Annotated in this window: 11 protein-coding genes; 8 read left to right on the forward strand and 3 right to left on the reverse strand. The window is 66.1% G+C overall.

The features are described from left to right. Positions 1–78 precede the first annotated feature (78 nt). Positions 79–1,233 (forward strand): acyl-CoA dehydrogenase family protein, encoded by a 1,155-nt coding sequence (locus ACVENA_RS21305; RefSeq protein WP_449326970.1) that lies wholly within the window; start codon positions 79–81, stop codon positions 1,231–1,233. After that, entirely contained in the window at positions 1,233–2,180 is a 948-nt protein-coding gene (locus ACVENA_RS21310; protein WP_449326971.1) for an acyl-CoA dehydrogenase family protein, read from the forward strand. Before ACVENA_RS21305 ends, ACVENA_RS21310 begins: the two co-directional genes overlap by 1 nt. Positions 2,181–2,292: 112 nt before the next feature. On the opposite strand, the gene ACVENA_RS21315 is transcribed toward ACVENA_RS21310, so the two are convergent. Then, a complete protein-coding gene (locus ACVENA_RS21315) occupies positions 2,293–2,763 on the reverse strand; it encodes an Lrp/AsnC family transcriptional regulator (protein ID WP_257547210.1) in 471 nt (156 codons plus the stop codon). Positions 2,764–2,861: 98 nt separating this feature from the next. On the opposite strand from ACVENA_RS21315, the gene putA reads away from it, so the two are divergent. After that, positions 2,862–5,954, forward strand: a complete 3,093-nt coding sequence (gene putA, locus ACVENA_RS21320; RefSeq protein WP_449326972.1) for a bifunctional proline dehydrogenase/L-glutamate gamma-semialdehyde dehydrogenase PutA — start codon at positions 2,862–2,864, stop codon at positions 5,952–5,954. A gap of 330 nt (positions 5,955–6,284) precedes the next feature. Here putA and ACVENA_RS21325 read toward each other — a convergent pair whose 3' ends face one another. Further along, positions 6,285–7,223 carry a tetratricopeptide repeat protein gene (locus ACVENA_RS21325; protein WP_449326973.1) on the reverse strand — a complete coding sequence of 313 codons (939 nt, stop codon included), beginning with the start codon at positions 7,221–7,223 and terminating at the stop codon, positions 6,285–6,287. Between the two features lie 170 nt (positions 7,224–7,393). Here ACVENA_RS21325 and gdhA point away from each other — a divergent pair, with 170 nt between their 5' ends. Genes gdhA through ACVENA_RS21350 form a run of 5 tightly spaced genes read left to right on the forward strand, consistent with a single transcriptional unit; the run spans position 7,394 to position 18,478 of the window. After that, positions 7,394–8,749 (forward strand): NADP-specific glutamate dehydrogenase, encoded by a 1,356-nt coding sequence (gene gdhA, locus ACVENA_RS21330; protein ID WP_329628732.1) that lies wholly within the window; start codon positions 7,394–7,396, stop codon positions 8,747–8,749. A gap of 48 nt (positions 8,750–8,797) precedes the next feature. Then, on the forward strand, positions 8,798–10,234 hold the full coding sequence (locus ACVENA_RS21335) for a multiheme c-type cytochrome (protein WP_449326974.1): 1,437 nt from the start codon (positions 8,798–8,800) through the stop codon (positions 10,232–10,234). Between the two features lie 6 nt (positions 10,235–10,240). Beyond that, entirely contained in the window at positions 10,241–12,229 is a 1,989-nt protein-coding gene (locus tag ACVENA_RS21340) for a heme-binding protein (protein WP_449326975.1), read from the forward strand. Continuing rightward, positions 12,230–14,170, forward strand: coding sequence for a hypothetical protein (locus ACVENA_RS21345; protein WP_449326976.1), 1,941 nt, complete (start codon positions 12,230–12,232; stop codon positions 14,168–14,170). Between the two features lie 3 nt (positions 14,171–14,173). Continuing rightward, on the forward strand, positions 14,174–18,478 hold the full coding sequence (locus ACVENA_RS21350) for a hypothetical protein (protein ID WP_449326977.1): 4,305 nt from the start codon (positions 14,174–14,176) through the stop codon (positions 18,476–18,478). 243 nt (positions 18,479–18,721) lie between these two features. Here the strand turns inward: ACVENA_RS21350 and ACVENA_RS21355 are convergent, their stop codons facing one another. Further along, on the reverse strand, positions 18,722–20,815 hold the full coding sequence (locus ACVENA_RS21355) for a RelA/SpoT family protein (protein ID WP_449326978.1): 2,094 nt from the start codon (positions 20,813–20,815) through the stop codon (positions 18,722–18,724). Between the last annotated feature and the right edge of the window lie 61 nt (positions 20,816–20,876).

Below are 20,876 nucleotides of genomic sequence, written 5' to 3' on the forward strand. Positions count from 1 at the left end.
CTCGCACAAAAAGCAGCTTGTCGCGGCGCGCGCGGCGCAATAGCGGCAAGGAGACAAGACATAGGGAGAGAGAAGCCGGTGTTCGATACGCTCAGCCTCGCCAGCCTGCCGCCCGCCGACGAGGCGATCCGGCCGGCGATTCGCGCGCTTGCGGCTGAAGCCGCCTCGTCGGCCGGTGCCGATCGCCGCGTCCGGTCTTGGCAGGGCTATGATCCCGCCTTCAGCCGCCGCCTCGGCGAAGCGGGCTTTCTCGGGCTCACTCTCCCCAAGCGTTATGGCGGGCACGAGCGCGGGCCGTTCGCGCGTTTCGTCGTCGTCGAGGAATTGCTTGGCGTCGGGGCGCCCGTCGCGGCGCACTGGATCGCCGACCGCCAGAGCGCGCCGCTGATCCTCAATTTCGGCAACGAAGCGCAGCGTGAATCCTATCTGCCCCGTATTGCAAAGGGCGAAATCTTCTTCTGCATCGGGATGAGTGAGCCCGGCTCGGGCTCCGATCTCGCGAGCGTCCGCACCCGCGCGGTGCGCACCGAAACCGGCTGGCGCGTCAACGGGCAGAAGATCTGGACCTCGGGCGCGCCGCACTGCGATTACATGATCGCGCTGCTCCGCACCTCGGGCAGTCCCGAAGACCGTCACGCCGGGCTGTCGCAACTCATCATCGACCTCAAGGCGCCCGGCATCACCATTCGCCCGATCCGCGATCTCGCCGGCGACGAACATTTCGCCGAAGTCTTCTTCGAGGATGTCGATCTGCCCGCCGACGCGCTGATCGGCGAAGAGGGCGAGGGATGGAAACAGGTCACCGCCGAACTCGCCTTCGAGCGCAGCGGTCCCGAGCGCATCTATTCGAGCGTCGTGCTGCTCGATGCGTGGATCGCGCATTTGCAGCGCACGGGGCGCCGCGACGATCCGGCGACCCTCGCGCTCGTCGGCGATTTCACCGCACGGCTCGGTGTGCTGCGCGCGATGTCGATCGCCTGCACCGCGCGGCTCGCGGCGGGCGAAAGTCCGGTGACCGAGGCGTCGCTGGTCAAGGATCTCGGCACCGCCTTCGAGCAGCAGTTACCGGCGGCGATCGGCGACGATCTGGCGGCGCATCCCGATGAGGCGGTCGATGCGGAGCTCTATCGCGCCCTGCTCTACGTGACCCACGTCGCGCCGAGCTTTTCGCTGCGCGGCGGGACGCGCGAGATATTGCGCGGGATCATCGCGCGCGGGATGGGGTTACGGTGATGAGCGAATTTCTCCTGCCCTTCGAACGGATGCTGGAAAATCTCTCGCCGCCCGCAGTGGTCCGCGCGGTCGAGGCGGGCGCCAGCGCCGATGCGCTGTGGGACGGCCTTGCCGAATCGGGCTTCCTCGATGCGCTGGTTCCCGAGGATCGCGGCGGCGCGGGCCTGCCGCTCGCCGAGGTCGGCGCGCTGTGGCAGGCGCTCGGCCGCCACGCCGCGCCGCTTCCGGTCGGCGAGACGATGCTTGCGCGGGCGCTGCTCGCCGACGCCCCCGCAGGCCCGATCGCGCTCGCGACCGCGAAGGCGGGAGTAGAGGTCGTCGTGCCCTTCGGCCGCGTCGCGCGCCACGTCCTGCTCGAAATCGACGGAACGCTTTATCTGGTCGATGCGGCGGGTGAGCCGACCGGCGTGCCGGGCAGCCTCGCCGCGCGGATGTGCTGGGATGCGGTTCCGGCGGCCAGCGTCGGCGCCGCTCCCGCGGGCGGGCTGCGCGCGATCGCCGCGATCCTTCGGGCCGCGCTGATCGCGGGCGCCGCCGACCGGCTGACGGTGATGACCGCCGCCTATGCCGGCGAGCGCGTCCAGTTCGGCAAGCCGATCGGCAAGCAGCAGGCGCTCCAGCAGCAGATGGCGGTGATGGCCGAGGATATGGTCGCGTGCCGCATCGCGGCGCAGCTCGGCTGCGCGGGCGGCCTGCCGCCAAGCCTCGCCGCCGCGGCGACCGCCAAGTCGGTGACGAGTGCCGCCGCTGTCCGCCTCGCCGCGACCGCGCACGCGGTCCACGGCGCGATCGGGATCAGCGAGGAATATGACCTCCAGCTCTACACTCGCCGCCTGCACGAAGGACGATTGGCCGACGGGTCGGAAAGCTATTGGAACCGCCTGCTCGGCGCCGCACGTCTCGGCGACGCGCGCGGGTCGGTCGATTATGTGCGGGAACTCCTCTAACCCCCGTTTCCGTCATCCCGGCGAAGGCCGGGATCTCCCCCTATCGCCATGACGTACCGGCGAGATCCCGGCCTTCGCCGGGATGACGAGGTAAGAGCCTTCTTACCGCGGTTCAGCGCGCCGACTCCAGGATCGTCTCCATCGCGACGAAGGTCGAGGTGCTCGCGACATGCGGCAGGCTCGAAATCTTCTCGCCGAGCACGATGCGATAGCGACGGATGTCGGGGGTGCGGACCTTGAGCAGATAGTCGAAGCTGCTTGCGATCATATGGCATTCCTCGACCTCGGCGATCTGTCGCACCGCCGCGTTGAATTGCCGTAACGCTTCCTCACGGGTATCGGACAATTTCACTTCGGCGAAGGCGACATGGTCGAGCCCGACCTTTGCAGGATCGACGATCGCGCGAAAGCCGGTGATCAGGCCGCTCGCGACCAGCCGCTTGACCCGCTGCTGGCACGGTGTCTTCGATAGCCCGACGCGCTGCGCGAGGTCGGTGTAGGTGATCCGCCCGTCGCGCCCCAATATGCTCAATATCTTGCGGTCGAACTCATCCAGTTCGACTACGGATCGATCAATTTTCATATAATCAGACTAAGATAGATAAATAATTTGGTCAAAATATAAATCTGAAAACATATATGAAGTCAGATCGACTGTACCGGATATGCTATGGCAGTGGCATGACCCAGCCCTCCGACCGCGTCGCGCTCCGCGCCCTCGCCCGCCGCTCCGAAACCGACATCGTCACCGACCTGCGCGCCGATCTCGCGCGTTCGCCTGCCACCGTCGCCGCGACGACCGCGCGCGGGCTCGCGCTGATCCGCAAGGCGAAGGCCGAGGGCGACCGCGAGACGCTCGTCGCGCAGCTCATGAACCGCTACCGCCTGTCGACCGAGGAAGGCGTCGTGCTGATGTGCCTCGCCGAGGCGCTGCTCCGCGTCCCCGACAGCGCGACCGCCAACGCGCTGATCCGCGACAAGATCGCCGGGCGCCACTGGAAAGAAGGCGAGGATGAGGACAGCCCGCTGATCGTCGCGCTCTCGGCGCGCGGACTGTCGCTGGGGTCGGCGACGCTGATGCTCGATGCGCTCGGCAGCAAGGCGAATCCGCTAACCCTGCTCAAGGCGATGATCCGCCGCTCGGGCGAGCCGGTGATCCGCCAGGCGGCGCTCGCGGCGATGAAGATGCTCGGCCAGCAGTTCGTGATGGGCGAAACGATCGACGCCGCGGTCAAGCGCGCCGACAAGGACAAGTCCGAACTGGCAAGCTTCGACATGCTCGGCGAGGCGGCGCGCACCGCCGCGGATGCGGCGCGCTATTACGACAGCTATGCGAACGCGATCGCGCGCATCGGCCGCAAGGCGAAGGCAGGCGATCCCTTCGTCAATCACGGCATCTCGATCAAGCTGTCGGCGCTCCATCCGCGCTATGAATATCTGCAAGGCCAGTGTGTCCGTGAGGAACTGATTCCACGGGTGATCGAACTGGCGAAGGCAGCGCGCGCGGTGAACATCCCGCTGATGATCGATGCCGAGGAAAGCGACCGGCTCGAACCGCATATGGACGTCTATGGCGCGCTGATCGACGCCGGGATCGCCGACGGCTGGACCGGGCTCGGCATCGTCATCCAGGCCTATCAGAAGCGCGCGCCGGAGGTGATCCGCTGGGTCGCCGCGCGCGCGCGCCAACGTGGCGTCAAGCTGTCGATGCGGCTCGTCAAGGGCGCCTATTGGGATACCGAAATCAAGCGCGCGCAAACGCTCGGCCTCGGCGACTTTCCGGTGTTCACCGCGAAGAACCACACCGACCTCAATTACATGCAGTGCGCGCAGATATTGCGCGAGGCGCAGGATTGCATCTTCCCGGCCTTCGCCAGCCACAATGCGATGACGCTCGCCTTCGTCGCCGAACTGTTCGTGGGCGCCGATTACGAGCTGCAGCGGCTCCACGGCATGGGCGAGGGCGCGCATGACGCGATCGCCCTGCTGTCGCCGCCGCCGCGCCCGGTGCGCGTCTATGCCCCGGTCGGGACGCACCGCGACCTGCTCGCCTATCTCGTCCGCCGCCTGCTCGAAAACGGCGCGAACAGCAGCTTCGTCCATCAATTCTCCGACCCCGACGTGACTGCCGAGGAACTGGCGGTCGATCCGCGCAGCATCGCGAGCTCATCGTCGAAAATTCCCACCGGCCTTCAGCTTTTCGATCCCGCTCGGCGCAACTCGCGCGGCTATGACCTAGGCGATCCTGGTGTGCCCGAGGGTCTGGTTGCCGCCATCGCCAAGGCGCGACGCGGCGATCTGGTCGCGGCGCCGATCGTCGGCGGCGTGGCGCTGGGCGGCCAGCACGAGCCGGTCCGCAATCCCGCGACTGGCGCCATCGTCGGGCAGGTGATCGAGGCCGATGCGAAGACGGTGGACGCCGCCGTAGCAGCGGCGCGCAAGGCGCAGAGCGACTGGAGCCTCGCCGGGGGCGCCTTCCGCGCCGAACGGCTCGAACGCGCCGCCGACCTGCTCGAGGAGCGCCATGCCTTCTTTCTCGGGCTCGCGATCGACGAAGCGGGCAAGACGCTCGTCGACGCCATCGCCGAGGTGCGCGAGGCGACCGACTTCCTGCGCTATTACGCCGCGCAGGCGCGCGCCGATTTCACTTACCCCATCGCGCTTCCCGGCCCGACCGGCGAGCGCAACGAACTGATCCTCGAAGGCAAGGGCGTCTTCGTCGCCATCAGCCCGTGGAACTTCCCGCTCGCCATCTTCCTGGGGCAGGTGTCGGCGGCGCTTGCGGCGGGCAATGCGGTGCTCGCCAAACCCGCCGAGCAGACCCCGCTCATCGCGCACGCCGCGATCGAGCTGCTGCTCGAAGCGGGCGTGCCCGGCGACGTGCTGCACTATCTTCCCGGCCGCGGCGAGACGGTCGGCGCGGCGCTGACGAGCCATGACGCCATCATCGGCGTCGCTTTCACCGGCTCGACCGAGGTCGCGCGCGCGATCAACCGCAGCCTCGCCGGGCGCGACGGCCCGATCGCGACGCTGATCGCCGAGACCGGCGGCGCCAACGCGATGATCGTCGATTCGACCGCGCTCCCCGAACAGGTCGCGCGCGACGCGGTCGCTTCGGCCTTTCAGTCGGCGGGCCAGCGCTGTTCGGCGCTCCGTCTCCTCTGCGTGCAGGAGGATGTCGCCGACACGATGATCGCGATGGTCGCGGGCGCGATGGCCGAGCTCAATGTCGGCGATCCCGCGCTCCTCGCGACCGACGTCGGCCCGATCATCGACGCAGAAGCTGGGGCCAATATCGCCGCCTATGTCGCCGAGGCGCGCGCGGCGGGCCGGGTGATCGCCGAAGCGGTGCGCACGAATCTTCCCGCGAGCGGCCATTTCGTGCCGCCGGTGATGATCCGCCTCGACCATGTCACCGATCTGAAGCGCGAAATCTTTGGCCCGGTGCTGCATGTCGCAACATGGAAGGGCGGCGAGCTCGACGCGCTGATCGATGCGATCAACGCTTCGGGCTATGGCCTGACGCTCGGCGTTCACACGCGCATCGACGGGGTGGCGGCGCACATCGCGGCGCGCGCCGAGGTCGGCAACGTCTATGTCAACCGCAACCAGATCGGCGCGATCGTCGGCTCGCAGCCTTTTGGCGGTCGCGGCCTGTCGGGGACGGGGCCGAAGGCGGGCGGCCCGCATTACCTCCACCGCTTCGCCGAGGAAAAGTCGATCTCGACCGACATCACCGCCGCGGGCGGCAATGCGGCGCTGATGGCGGGCTAGGGTGTGATCGACTTCAATTGAAAAAGCTCCGTGCGCCCGCGAAGGCGGGAGCCCATCTCCGTTCGGTGCCAGTTTGAACCGGTCGGAGATGGGTCCCCGCCTTCGCGGGGACACATTTGTGTTTGGCTCAAGGTTCAATCACGCTCCGGCCGAAAATCCGCCGATGGAGCGGTAGGATTTTCCAAAGACCGCGAGGCCCGATACAGAGTGGACGGCTGTCCCAGGCGATACGCCCGAAGCGTCTCGCGGCGTGTGCCACGGCGACCTCTTATATGGTTCCCCCAGCAGCGCGGTTGTTATAACCGTTTTGGAGCTATTCGCCAACGGCAATCATGCGCCCGGAACACCCAACATTTGTGCCTGCGCCTTCAGCCGCGTGGCGGCGTCCGGATTGGCAGCGATGCCGTCCTTCAGCGCCTGCGCGGCCTTCGCCGTCTCGCCCAGCGTCATGCGGCTGCGCATCAGCATGATCCAGCGGTCGACGTTCGCCGGATCGGCTTTCAGCTTGGCTTCCAGTCCGCTCACCATACCCTCGATCATCGCGTCCTGCTGGCCCTTGGGAAGCTGCGAGGCGGCTTCCATGTCGGCGCGGCTCGGGCCGGGGATGGCGCGCGCCGCAACCGGCATCTCCTCGGGCTTCAGCGGCCGCGCCTGCGTGTTCATCAACCGCGCGCCGACGTCGATCTTGTGGATCGCGGCGACCTGTTCGATCGTGCGGCGCAGGTCGGCTTCCCACGGCGCACCCTGCGGCGTGTCGGCGAGCAGCGCGAACCAGTCCTCGATCGCGCCCTTATGGTCGCCGCCGATGTCCTTCTTGACCGCGAGGAAATAGCGCGCGCGCGGATCCTTGGCGTCGAGCGCGATCGCCTTGTCGAAGGCTTCGAGGGCTGCCGCTGGCATCGGATCGCGTTCGCTCGCCATCACGCGCGCTTCGCCGAGCGCCGACCACAGCCCCGCCGACTCGGGCGAAAGCGCCGTCGCCTTCTCGTAAGCGGCGGCAGCGCCGGGATAATCGCTCATGTCGAACCGCGCCGCGCCGAGCGCGGTCCACGCCGCGGCGCTGTTCGGTTCGCGCGTCGTGCGCGCTTCGAGCGCGGCGAGCTGGTCGTCGGGAGATGCGGTGGCGCCGACCGGCGCCGGCGGCGTGGAAGTGGCGGAATCGCGCCAGATTGCATAGCCTACCGCCCCCGCCAGCAACACGAAGGCGGCGATCAATATCGCCCGATTGACCCCGCCGAGCCCTCCCGCCATCTTCTTGCTCTCGTTCATCTTTGTCCCCGTCCTTGCCCACCCGGCGGCGCGCCGAAAAACGTCGCCGCCCTGCGCTCGCGTCTTGCCTTTGCTTCGCGATGGTGTAGCCTTTCACCCGCGAGGTCGGTCAACGATAAAATCGTCAGTGGGGTCGCGCCGATTTTCCCAGGCAATAGGGGGAGGGGTGCATGGCAGTTTCGGATCATGTCGACTTTTCGACGTTCATGGAAGGCGTGAAGCGGCGCAACCCGGGGCAACCCGAGTTCGTTCAGGCGGTTCAGGAAGTGTCCGAGGACATTTTCGATTTCATCGCCGACAAGGAAGAATATCACGCGCAGCAGATATTGCGGCGCATCGCCGAACCCGACCGGGTCGTCTCCTTCCGCGTCTGTTGGGAGGATGACAACGGCAATATCCGCGTCCAGCGCGGCTGGCGCGTCCAGAACAACAATGCCATCGGCCCCTATAAGGGCGGCATCCGCTTTCACCCGTCGGTGACCGAAAGCGTCCTCAAATTCCTGGCGTTCGAACAGACGTTCAAGAATGCGCTCACCGGCCTGCCGATGGGCGGCGGCAAGGGCGGGTCGAACTTCAACCCCAAGGGCAAGAGCGTGCGCGAGATCATGCGCTTCTGCCAGAGCTTCATGACCGAACTCTATCGCCACATCGGCGCCGACATCGACGTTCCCGCGGGCGACATCGGCGTCGGCGGGCGCGAGATCGGCTATATGTTCGGTCAGTACAAGCGCATCACCAATGAATTCACCGGCGTGCTCACCGGCAAGGGCCTCGAATGGGGCGGCTCGCTGATCCGCACCGAGGCGACGGGCTATGGCGCGGTCTATTTCCTCGCCAACATGCTCGCGGCAAAGGGGCAGGATCTCGTCGGCAAGAGCGCGGTCATCTCGGGCTCGGGCAATGTCGCGACCCACGCCGCCGAAAAGATCGTCCAGCTCGGCGGCAAGGTGCTCACCCTGTCCGATTCGGGGGGCTTCATCCACGATCCCGACGGGATCACCCAGGACAAGATCGACTGGGTGAAGGCGCACAAGACGCACCGCCGCGGCCGGATCGAGGATTATTGCGCCGAGTATAAGGGCGCGAGCTTCACCGCCGGCAAGACGCCGTGGGGCGTCCCGTGCGACGTCGCGCTGCCGTGCGCGACGCAGAACGAACTGCTCGGCGACGATGCCAGGGAGCTCGTCAAGAACGGCTGCATCGCGGTCAGCGAGGGCGCCAACATGCCGACCAACCTCGAAGGCGCGCATCACTTCCGCGACGCGAAGATCATGTTCGCGCCGGGCAAGGCCGCCAATGCCGGCGGCGTCGCGGTGTCGGGCCTCGAAATGAGCCAGAACAGCGGCCGCCGCGCGTGGAGCGAGGGCGAGCTTCAACAGATGCTCAAGGACATCATGGACGGCATCCACAAGAGCTGCCTGACCTATGGCGATCGCGGCGACGGCTATATCGATTATGTGAAGGGCGCGAATATCGCGGGTTTCAAGAAGGTCGCCGACGCGATGCTCGCTTTCGGGGTTGTATGACGACGGTCTAGGCGCAAAGGCGTCAGGCGGAAAAAGGGGACACAGGGCATGACGACCGACGCGATAGCGAGGCGCGGCGAGCGACCATGGGCGGCCATGGGCGCGTTCGCGCTTCTTTTGCTCGCGCTGGTCGTCGCGGCGCTGCTCTCGGCCCCGCCCGCGCGCTCGCAGGGCGAGGGCGGGGCGCGCTATGTCGGGGTGGCCTCCTGTGCCGGATCGACCTGCCACGGCCGGATGGAGGGCGACGGCACCGTCGTCCGCCAGGACGAGCTGATGAAATGGCAGGAGCCTTCGACCCCCGGTGGCGCGCATAGCCGTGCCTGGGCGGTGCTGCAGGGCAGCCGCAGCCAGTTCATCGCGCGCAATCTCGGCATCGGCGATCCGGCAAGGGCGCCGATGTGTCTCGGCTGTCACAGCACGGCGGGGACGGCGCGCGCGGTTCCTGCCGAGGACGGCGTCGGCTGCGAATCGTGCCATGGCCCCGCGGGCGGCTGGATCGCCAGCCATTATGCCGGGATTTCCGCCACCGCCGATCCCGACCGCGAAATGCACGAAAAGCATCTCGCCAACCTGCGCGCGGGGCTTCGCAAGCTCGAGGATCCGGTGGTGCGCGCGGGCGTCTGCGTCGATTGCCATTTCGGCGCGGCGGGCGAGGGGCAGTTCGTCACCCACCGCATCATGGCGGCGGGCCATCCGCGCATCTCGTTCGAGCTCGATCTCTTTTCTTCGCTCCAGGCGCATCATCACGAAGACAGTGATTATGGCTGGCGCAAGTTCGGCGCCGCCAATGCGCGCACCGACCATGTCCAGATGTGGGCGGTGGGACAGGCGACCGCGCTCGAACGCAGCCTGTCGCTCTTCCAGTCGCGGCGCGGGACCGAGGGGATGTTCCCCGAATTCTATTTCCTCGACTGCCATAGCTGCCACCGTCGCATCTACGACCAGGCGAAGCCGGTGAAGACCAGCGTCGACAATCCCGGCCGTGCCGCGCTTCCCGAAGGCATGCCGCCCTATAATGACGAGAATCTGATCATGCTGGCGGCCGCCGCGCGCGTCGCCGCGCCCGCGCTTGCCGAGCAGCTTGCGGCGCGCACCGCGGCGTTCCACAAGGCGATGACCATCGACCGCGCGAGTGCGGTCGCCGCCGCGGCCGAACTCGGCCAGACCGTGTCGGCGCTCAAGAGCGCCTTCGCATCGCGCGGTTTCTCGGGCGCCGACGCCTTCACGCTGGTCGATGCGATCGCGGCAAAGGCGTCCGCCGACCGCTTCACCGACTATACGGGATCGCAGCAGGCGGTGATGGGGATCGACACCTTGCTCAACGCGATGGTCTCATCGGGCCGGGTCACGGTCGGCGCCGCAGCCGGAATCCGGGCCGACATCGACCGCGCCTATACGTCGGTCAAGGACCCCAACCTCTATAAACCCACCGATTTCCAGACCTCGTTCGGCAGCGCGGTCAGCGCGATCCGGGCGCTGCGGTAAAGCGATATGCAAAGCAAATCCCATCTCTTCCGTTCGGCGGCCTTTGCCGCGATCGGCTCGCTTCTTCTTGCCTCGTGCGGTGGAGGCGGAGGCGGCGGCACGCCGACCCCCACGCCGACGCCCACCCCGACCCCCACGCCCACCCCCACGGGCGGGCTCTATACGCCGCCCGCCGCCGAATCGCTGAGCGTCGCCGAGGTGCAGACGGTGCTCGCCAACGCGATTTCGGAAGCGCAGGCGCGCGGTCTGCCGTCGGTGATCGCGGTGACCGACCGCGTCGGCAACGTCCTTGGCGTTTTCCGCATGACCGGCGCGCGCGCGACCGCGACGACCGCGCCGGCGCCGAACGGCGTCAATATGGACGCGCAGAACGTCACCTTCCCCGCCGAGGGCGGCGCGATCGCCAAGGCGATCACCGGCGCTTACCTGTCGAGCGGCGGCAACGCCTTTTCGACCCGTACCGCGAGCCAGATCGTCCAGCAGCATTTCCCGCCCGCGCCGACCACCGTCGGCCTCGAAAGCGGGCCCTTGTTCGGCGTGCAGTTCAGCCAGCTTCCGTGCAGCGACTTCTCGTCACGCTTCGGCGCGGTCGGCGCGGCGGCGATGATCGGGCCGAAACGCTCGCCGCTCGGCCTCGCCGCCGATCCCGGCGGGCTGCCGCTCTACAAGAATGGCGTCCTCGTCGGCGCGGTCGGGGTGATGGGCGACGGGGTCTATGGCCTCGACACCAATATCCTCGACGTCGATGACGATGCCGAGGAATTTATCGCGCTGGCGGGCACGCGCGGGTTCGAAGCGCCGGCGGCGATCACCGCCGACAAGATCAGCGTCGACGGAACCAGCCTGCGCTTTTCCGACGCGACCGCCGCGGGGCTGAAATCGAGCGGCGGCGCGAGCTTCGCGTCGCTGAACGGCAGCGCGGGCAATCTCGTCGCGGTCCCGGGCTATGCCAATGCCGCGATCAGCGCGGGGGCCGCCTACGGCAGCGAGGCGTCGGGCGTCCGCGCCTCGACCACGGCCGAATTCGCAAACCGCGACGCTTTCGTCTTCACCGACGGCAGCGGTGCGAACCGCTACCCGATCCGCGCCGGCACCGACGGCGCCGCGAACAGCGCCCCGCTCACCGCCGCCGAGGTGCGCGCGCTGCTCGAGGAAGCCTTCACGGTGATGAGCCGCGCGCGCGCGCAAATCCGCAAGCCGCTCGACAGCCGCGCGCAGGTGACGATCAGCGTCGTTGACACCTTCGGCACCCCGCTCGGCATCGTCCGCGCGCCCGACGCGCCGATCTTCGGCTCCGACGTGTCCTTGCAGAAGGCGCGCACGGCCGCCTTCTTCTCGAACGCGCAGGCGGGGGCGGAGCTCAGCGCCAATGCGAGCGCCGACATCCGGCAGTTCGTTACCGCGGTGCGCAGCTTCCTGAACGACCAGACGGTGCTGACCGGCACGCTCGCCTTTCCCGACCGCGCGGGCGGCAATCTGTCGCGGCCCTATTTCCCCGATGGCGAGGTCGGCCGGCCGAACGGTCCCTTCTCGCGCCCGATCGCACAGTTCAATCCCTTCTCGACCGGGCTGCAATCGGCGCTGATCATCGGCAACATCGGCCAGCATGTCGGCTTCTTGCAGAACAAGAACGCCGACACGCCGGCGCGCTGCACGACCCTGCCCGACGTCGCGCCGGGTCAGAACCGGCTGCAGAACGGCATCCAGATCTTCCCCGGATCGGTGCCCATCTATCGCGGCAATCAGCTCGTCGGCGGGATCGGCGTGTCGGGTGACGGCATCGATCAGGACGACATGATCAGCTTCCTCGGCGCGCACAATGGCGGCGCGCGTTTCAGCGGCCCCGGCGCCATCGGCAATGCGCCGAAGGATATCCGCACCGATACGGTCGTCGTGACGCTGGCGGACAATACAAAGGTGCGTCTCCGCTACGTCAGCTGCCCCTTTGCGCCGTTCCTCGACACGTCGAAGCAAAATGTCTGCGACGGGCTGTAGATGAGCATCGAAGTCAGCCTTTGGCCGATTATCGCGACTCTCGCGGCGCAGGGCGCGCCCGCGGCCGATGTGCCGCCGGCGCCGCCCGCCGCCGATCCGCCCGCGACCGACCAGAGCGCCGCGACTTCGCCTGCCGATCAGCCGCCGGCCGAGGAACTGACCCCGCCCCCGCCGCCGGTCGACTGGCAGCTGATGGTCAATGACGATCTCGTCACCCAGATCATCGAGGGCCGCCGCCGTCCCGGCTATACGCCCGACCTTCCCGACCAGTTGACGCAGGACAATGTCGGCGCGCTGCGTCCACCGCCGCCGCAGGCCTTTCCGGGAATCGAGGACCAGCTTCCGATCCCCGACCGCTGGCGCCTGATCGAAAGCCTGGGGGTGGTCAAGGAACGCTGGTTCGATCCCTATCACCAGAATACGCTGAAGGGCGACCGGCCGATCGACCGCAGCAAGGTCAAATGGCTGCCGATCAACGGCGACGACTGGTTCTTCGTCCTCAACGCGATCTCGGACACGGTGTTCGAACCGCGCACCTTCCCGATTCCGGTCGGCGTCCAGACGACGTCACGGCCAGGCAGCCTCGATGTCTTCGGCAAGAATCGCAGCTTCGTGCTGTCGCAGACTTTCATCGGCGGGGTCGCGCTGATCAAGGGCAACACCGCCTACAAGCCGCCCGACGTCGAATATCGCCTGACGCTTGCCTATAACGCCAATTATGTCGACGTGCCCGAACGGCGCGTCCTCGACGTGCGCCCGTCGAAGAAGAGCCATCGCTTCGATCATTTCATCGGTGTGCAGGAAGCCTTCATCGACAAGCATCTCGGCAACGACAGCGACCGCTACGACTTCCACTCGATCCGTATCGGTATCCAGCCGTTCCAGAGCGATTTTCGCGGCTTCCTGTTCAACGACAGCCAGCTCGGCGTCCGCCTGTTCGGCAACCGCGACAACAATCGGTTCCAATATAATGTCGCGGCCTTCTGGCGGCTGGAAAAGGACACCAACAGCGGCCTCAACGACATCACCCAGACGCCGCGCGACGATTTCATCTTCACCGCCAACCTCTATCGCCAGGATTTCCCGTTCGTCGGGCTGACCAGCCAGGTCAGCGTGACCTACAATATGAACCGCGAAAAGAATGACGTGCAGATCGACCACAACGGCTTTCCGGTGCGGCCGGCCTTGCTGGGGACGCTGCGCGGGCGCGAATATGACGTCACTTATCTGGGCTACAGCGCCGACGGGCGGATCGGGCGGATCAACGTCACCGCCAGTCTCTACGCCGCGCTGGGCGAGGACCGGAACAGCTTCTTCACCGACAAACCTGCGAAGATCCGCGCGGGCTTCGCCGCCGCCGAGCTCAGCTACGATCACGACTGGATGCGCTTCCGCCTTTCGGGGCTTTACGCCAGCGGCGACCGCGATCCCTACAACAACACCGAGGGCGGCTTCGACGCGATCTTCGAGAATCCGATCTTCGGCGGCGCCGACACCAGCTACTGGATCAGGCAGACGATCCCCTTCGCGGGCGGCGGACGCGTCATCTCGATCAACGGCCGCAACGGCATATTGAACTCGCTGCGCTCGTCGAAGGAAGAGGGGCAGTCGAACTTCAACAACCCCGGCACCGTCTTCGTCGGGGCGGGCGGCGATTTCGACCTGTCGCCGCAGATGCGCGTCAGCGTCAACGCCAACCACCTCTGGTTCGACAATACGAAGGTGCTCCAGAATCTGCGCGTCGAGGGCTCGATTCCCAAGGATATCGGCTGGGACCTCTCGATCGCCAGCATCTGGCGGCCGAAGGCGACGCAGAATATCGTCGGCCGCCTCAGCGCCGCGGTTCTTCTGCCCGGCAAGGGCTTCAAGGATTTGTTCGACAACAAGGAACGCGACAAGGCCTATGTCTCGATCCTCGCCAACCTGATCGTGAGTTTTTAGACCATGGCGCGCAAGCTCTTCGCCCTTCTTGCCTTCGTGCTGATGATGGCGGCGGTCGGCGCGCAAGGCGTCCGCGCCTCCGAAGAGGAAAAGCCGGTCCAGGTGACCTATCGCTTCACTCCGCCCGCGCCCAAGGAGCAGAGCGAGGCGGACATGCAGGCGAAGTCGGAGGGCTGCTATAGCTGCCACGTCCGCACCGACCTGCCGACGATGCACAAATCGCCCGCGGTGCGGCTCGGCTGTACCGATTGCCACGGCGGCGATTCGACCTCGCCCGCCGCGTTCGGCAAGCCCGAACTCGGTTACGACAGCCCCTATAATCTCGCGGCCAAGAAGGTGGCGCATCCGCAGCCGACGCTACCCGGCGCATGGGGCGACAGCCCGGCGAACCCCAAGCGAAGCTATACGCTGCTCAACAAGGAAGCGCCCGAGTTCATCCGCTTCGTCAACCCGAGCGACTATCGCGTCGCGCGCGAGGCGTGCGGGTCCTGCCACCTCGAGGTGATCGAGGCAGCCGAGCGCTCGCTGATGTCGACCGCGGCGATGTTCTGGGCGGGCGGTGCCTATAACAACGGCATCGTCCCCTTCAAGAATTCGATCTTCGGCGAGGCCTATACGCGCGACGGCAAGGCGGCGTGCGTCCTCTCTCCCTCGTCGCGGCTCACCGCCGAGCAATATAAACAGGCGTGCGATCCGGCCTTCGGTTTCGACAAGATATTGACCGATGCCGAAAAGAAGCGCGGCGCGCTCGCCAAAATCTATCCGCTGCCGCGCTGGAACGTCACCCCGCCCAGCGACGTCTTCCGCGTCTTCGAGCGCGGCGGGCGCAACATCGGCACCCAATTCTCCGAAATCGGCCTGCCCAACCCGACCGGCAGCATCCAGCGGCTCGAGGAACCGGGACGCCCCGACCTCAAGCAGTCGAACCGCGGTCCCGGCACCGGGCTGCGCGTCGCGATCGCGATCCTCAACCTCCACAAGACCCGCCTCAACGACCCCTATATGTGGTTCATGGGCACCAACGACCAGCCGGGCGATTATCGCCATTCGGGCTGCGCCGGATGCCATGTCATCTACGCCAACGACCGCGAGCCGCGGCACAGCCTGATCTACGCCCAATATGGCCGCGACGGCGAAACCGCGACGGTCGACCCGACGATTGCGGAGCGCAAGTGGAAGCCCGATGCGGACGGACACGGCGGCGGCCACGACGCCGCCGGAAGTCACGCGCCCGACGCCAGCGAGCATGGCGCGCTCGTCGATCCCGCCGCCGCGGCGGCCGGACCGCAGGTGAAGCCGGTCAGGGAAAGGCTCGAATCGGGGCATCCGATCGGGCATGCCTTCACCCGCGCGATCCCGACCTCGCAGTGCATGACCTGCCACATGCACCAGCCGAACATCTTCCTGAATTCCTACCTCGGCTACACGATGTGGGACTATGAATCCGACGCGCCGCAGATGTGGCCGGGGCCGAACAACACCGCGCCGCGCCCGCCGGGGATGAGCGACGAGGAGTATCAGAAGACCTACAAGCAGCAGCATTATCCGACCGCGGCCGAGGTTCACCAGGCGCTCGAACGCAATCCCGAGGGCGCGAATCCGCGCGGCCTGTGGTCGAACGTCGAGTTCCTGCGCGACGTCTACGACATCAACGACACCAACCAGAATACCCAGTTTGCCGATTATCACGGCCACGGCTGGAACTTCCGCGGCATTTTCAAGCGCGACCGCAACGGCAATCTGCTCGACGCCGACGGCAATATGTCGACCTATGGCACCGACACCGCGCATATCGTCGATCCCAAGGATCCCGAGAAATGGCGCAAGAGCTGCGACCATTATGAGGGCGCGAAGGAGCGCGAACTTTGCCTGTCGAGCGCCGATCCCGGCAAGCCGGGGGTCGAGGGCAAGTTCGTGCCCCCCGGCCTCAACCCCGGCAAGAGCGTTCATATGATGGACATTCATGCCGAAAAGGGGATGCAGTGCGCCGACTGCCACTTCGCGCAGGACGCGCACGGCAACGGCTATATCCAGGGCGAGGTCGCGAACGCGATCGAGATCAGCTGCAAGGACTGCCACGGCACCGCCGATGCCTATCCGAATCTGCTCACCTCGAACGTCGCGGCGCGGCCGCAGGGCACCAATCTGGCGCTGCTGCGCAACATGGACGGCCGTCGGCGCTTCGAATTCCAGTATAATGACGATGGCGAGGTCACCGGGCTGATCCAGCGCTCGATCGTCGATCCCAAGCTCGAATGGCAGGTCAGTCTCGTCAAGCAGTCGGTGACGCCGGGGCCGCATTTCAACGCCAAGGCGGCGCGCGCCAAGCTGATGTCGCGGTCGGGCGCCGACGACGGCAGCTTCGCCTGGGGGCCGGGGGTCGCGAAGGAGGATCGCGCGCACGGCGACGACCGCATGACCTGCTTCACCTGCCATCTGTCGTGGACGACGAGTTGCGGCGGTTGCCATTTGCCGATCGAGGCGAACTGGAAGACCAAGATGCATCATTTCGAGGGCGAGGAGACGCGCAACTTCGCGACCTACAATCCGCAAGTGGCGCGCGACGAGATGTTCCAGCTCGGCCGGCACATGCTCACCAAGCCTGGCGAACCCGACGCCGACGGCAATCCGCGCGGCATCATCACCCCGGTCCGATCCTCCTCGGCGCTGATATTGTCGTCGACCAACATCAACCGCGAACGCATCTATGTGCAGCAGCCGCCGATCTCGGCCGCGGGCTTCTCGAGCCAGGCGTTCGCGCCGCACTTCCCGCACACGGTGCGCCGCCAGGAAACCAAGCAGTGCACCGACTGCCACCTGTCGGCGGCCGACGACAATAATGCGATCATGTCGCAGCTCATGTTGATGGGCACCAATTTCGTCAATTTCGTCGGCCTCAACGTCTGGTCGGGGCAGGAGGACAGCTTCCAGGCGACCCGCGTCACCGAATGGGAAGAGCCGCAGGCGGTGATCGGCAGCTATCTGCAGAAATATGCCTATCCCGACTATTGGAACCTGCACGTCAACCAGAACGGGCGCGAGCTCAAGAATTGGGTGCGCGGCAAGACGTTCGACAAGAAAGCGTCGGGCGAAAGCAAGTCGCTCGAGGAATTCCGCAACATCGTTCAGGGGACGAGCGGCCGGGTGAATTGTCTCCAGCAGCGCGGCGAATATATGTTCGTGGCGGAGGGCAAGGGCGGCTTCCGCGTCTATGACGTCGCCTCGGTCGGCAACAAGGGCTTCTCCGAACGCATCGTCCGCGCGCCCTTCTCGCCGCTCGGCCACGACACGCATGTGAAGACCACCAACGCGACCTGCATGGCGATCGGCACCAACCAGCCGATCAGCATGGAACGCAACGACAATATCCGGAAGAATTTCCCCGAGAATCACGAGCAGGCGCTGCACCCGCTCTATCGCTACGCGGTGATCACCGACAGCGTCGAAGGCCTGATCCTCGTCGACATCGACACCATGGCCGACGGCGAATTCCGCAACAACCGGCTGACGCGGGCGCTGACCTGGAACCCCGACAATGTGCTTGCCGGGGCGCGGCACGTCACGCTCGCAGGCAATTATGCCTATATCACCACCGATGCCGGGCTCGTCGTCGTCGACCTGTCGACCCCACTGGAGCCCAAGGTCACGGCGCAATTGCCGCTGACCGACGCGCGCGCCAGCGCGGTGCAGTTCCGTTACCTCTGGGTCACCGATGCCGAGGGCGTCAGCCTGTTCGACATCACCCATATGGACCGGCCGGTGCCGGTGCCGAGCGGGACGGTGCGGCTCGCCGATGCGCGGAAAATATACGTCGCGCGCACCTATATGTATGTCGCGGCAAAACAGGACGGCCTCGTCATCGTCGACGTGACGCGCCCCGCGGCGCCGATCGTCTGGCCGGGACTGACCTTTGGCGGCGCGATGAACGATGCCGAGGATGTGATCGTCGGATCGACCAACGCCTCGCTCTTCGCCTATGTCGCCGACGGGCGGAACGGCATCAAGGTGCTGCAACTGACCAGCCCCGACAATCCGGGCCTCTACGGCTTCTCGCCGAAACCGACGCCCGAGCTGATCGCCTGGGCGAAAACGCCATCGCCGGCGCTCGCGCTGTCGAAGGGGCTCGACCGCGATCGCGCGGTCGACGAGACCGGCGGCCAGATCGCGATCTTCGGCCGCGTCGGCTCGCGCCCCTTCACGCGCAGCGAGATGGAGAAATTCTTCCTGAACAGCAAGGGGCTGGTCTACAAGGTCAGCGATGCGGTCGACCAGAGCGCGTGGCGCCCGCCGCTGGCTTATCCGAACTGAAGGTGACGGCAGCTAACGGGCTGAAGTCGGCCTATCTTACATCGTTATCCCGGAATTGATCCGGGATAACGGGGGTCTGCAATCGACCGATAGACGACATTCGATAATATAACTTCGTCATTCCCGCGAAAGCGGGAACCCAGTGTGGGATCAGCCTACGCACGCTCTGGGTTCCCGCTTTCGCGGGAATGACGAAGGTGGGGAGTGTCCGCTCCCCACCTCAAAACCGACCGCTTTGACCGCCTAAAGCCGCTCCGCCTGCACCACGCTGTCCGACGCGCGCAGTGCCGACAGGATGCGCATCACATGCTGGACGTCGCGCACCTCGACGACGACGTCATAGGTGTGGAAATCGCCTTCGCGGTTCGACAGCCGCAAATTGGTGATGTTCGCCGAATTGGCGGCGAGGATGCCCGACATTTCGGCAAGCGTGCCGGGTTCGTTGAGGATGACGACGCAAAGGCGCGCATTGCCGCCTTCGCTATCCTCCTGCCAGCGAAGGTCGATCCAGTCGGCGTCGACTCCGTCGGCAAGGCTCGGGCAGTCGATGACATGCACCTCGATCCCCTCGCCGGGGCGCGACAGGCCGACGATGCGGTCGCCGGGCACCGGGTGGCAGCAGTCTGCAAGCTGGTAGGCAACCCCCGGCGTCAGCCCCGCGATCGACACCGCGGCGCCCTGGACGAGCTTGCCGGGCTTGCTCTTCATGTCGGCGGTGATGCCGGGGACCAGCGCCTCGAGCAGCGCATTGTCCGACACGCGCTGCTTGGCGATCGCGACATAGAGCGCGCTGTCGTCCTCCAGCTTCAGCCGCGTCAGCGCCGCGGCGCGCGCCTTGTCGCCGACCTTGTTGGGAAGGCGGCGGGCGATCTCGTCGTACATCTTGCGCCCGAGCGCCGCGAGTTCGACCTTCTCCTTCGAACGGACGTGGCGGCGGATCGCGGCGCGGGCCTTGCCGGTGACCGCGAAGCCCAGCCACGCGGGCTGCGGGGTCTGCTTGTCCGAGGACAATATCTCGACCGTGTCGCCGTTCGCGAGCTGGGTGCGCAGCGGCACGAGCCGCCCGTTGACCTTGGCCCCCACGGTGCGGTCGCCGAGCTTGGTATGCACCGCATAGGCGAAATCGACCGGGGTCGCGCCCTTGGGAAGCTGATGCAGGCTGCCCTTCGGGGTGAAGGCGAAGATGCGGTCCTGATACATCGCGATGCGCGTATTTTCGAGGAACTCGTCGGGATCGTGCGTCTGTTCGAGGATTTCGAGCAGGTCGCGAATCCACCCCGCCTGCCCGTCGGGCGCCGCGCCGCCCTGCTTGTAGGCCCAGTGCGCCGCCAGCCCGAACTCGGACTGCTGGTGCATGTCCAGGCTACGGATTTGGATCTCGATCCGCATATTCTGCTGGTGCATGATCGTCGTATGCAGCGACTTGTAGCCGTTGCGCTTGGGGGTCGAGATATAATCCTTGAAGCGCCCCGGCACCATCTTCCACTTGCCGTGGATCAGCCCCAGCGCGGCATAGCAGTCGGCGGTCGTCGGGGTGACGATGCGAAAGGCGATGATGTCGGTCACCTGCTCGAAACTGACGTGGCGTTCCTGCATCTTGCGCCAGATCGAATAGGGATGCTTCTCGCGCCCCGACACCTCGGCCTCGATCCCGTTCTTCGCGAGCAATTCCTTGAAATCGCGGCTGATCGCGGCGACCTGGTCCTTGCCCCCCGCGGTCAGCTTGGCGAGGCGACCGGTGATCGTCGCATAGGCCTCGGGCTCGAGCTCGCGAAAGGCGAGGAGCTGCATCTCGCGCATATATTCATACATGCCGATCCGCTCGGCGAGCGGGGCATAGATGTCCATCGTCTCCTTGGCGATGCGGCGGCGCTTGTCGGGATTCTTGATGAAATGCAGCGTCCGCATATTGTGCAGCCGGTCGGCGAGCTTGACGAGCAGCACGCGGATGTCGTCGGACATGGCGAGCAGGAATTTGCGCAGATTCTCGGCCGCGCGCTCGTTTTCGGTCTGCGCCTCGATCTTGCTCAATTTGGTGACGCCGTCGACGAGGCGGCCGACGTCGGTGCCGAACAGCCGCTCGATCTCCTCGGGCGTGGTCAGCGTGTCTTCCAGCGTGTCGTGGAGCAGCGCGGTGACGATCGTCTCGCTGTCGAGGTGAAGATCGGTCAAAATGCCCGCGACCTCGACCGGATGGCTGAAATAGGGGTCGCCCGACGCGCGCTTCTGGCTGCCATGCTTCTGCACGGTAAAGACATAGGCGCGATTGAGCAGCCCCTCGTCGACGTCGGGATCATAAGCGCGCACGCGCTCGACAAGTTCATATTGCCTCAGCATCGCTATCAATGTCGTTCATGCGGACTTAATTGCAATGCGAAATTTGCTGTCGCGTCTTCGG

It is taken from the genome of Sphingopyxis sp. 550A (genome assembly GCF_053569535.1).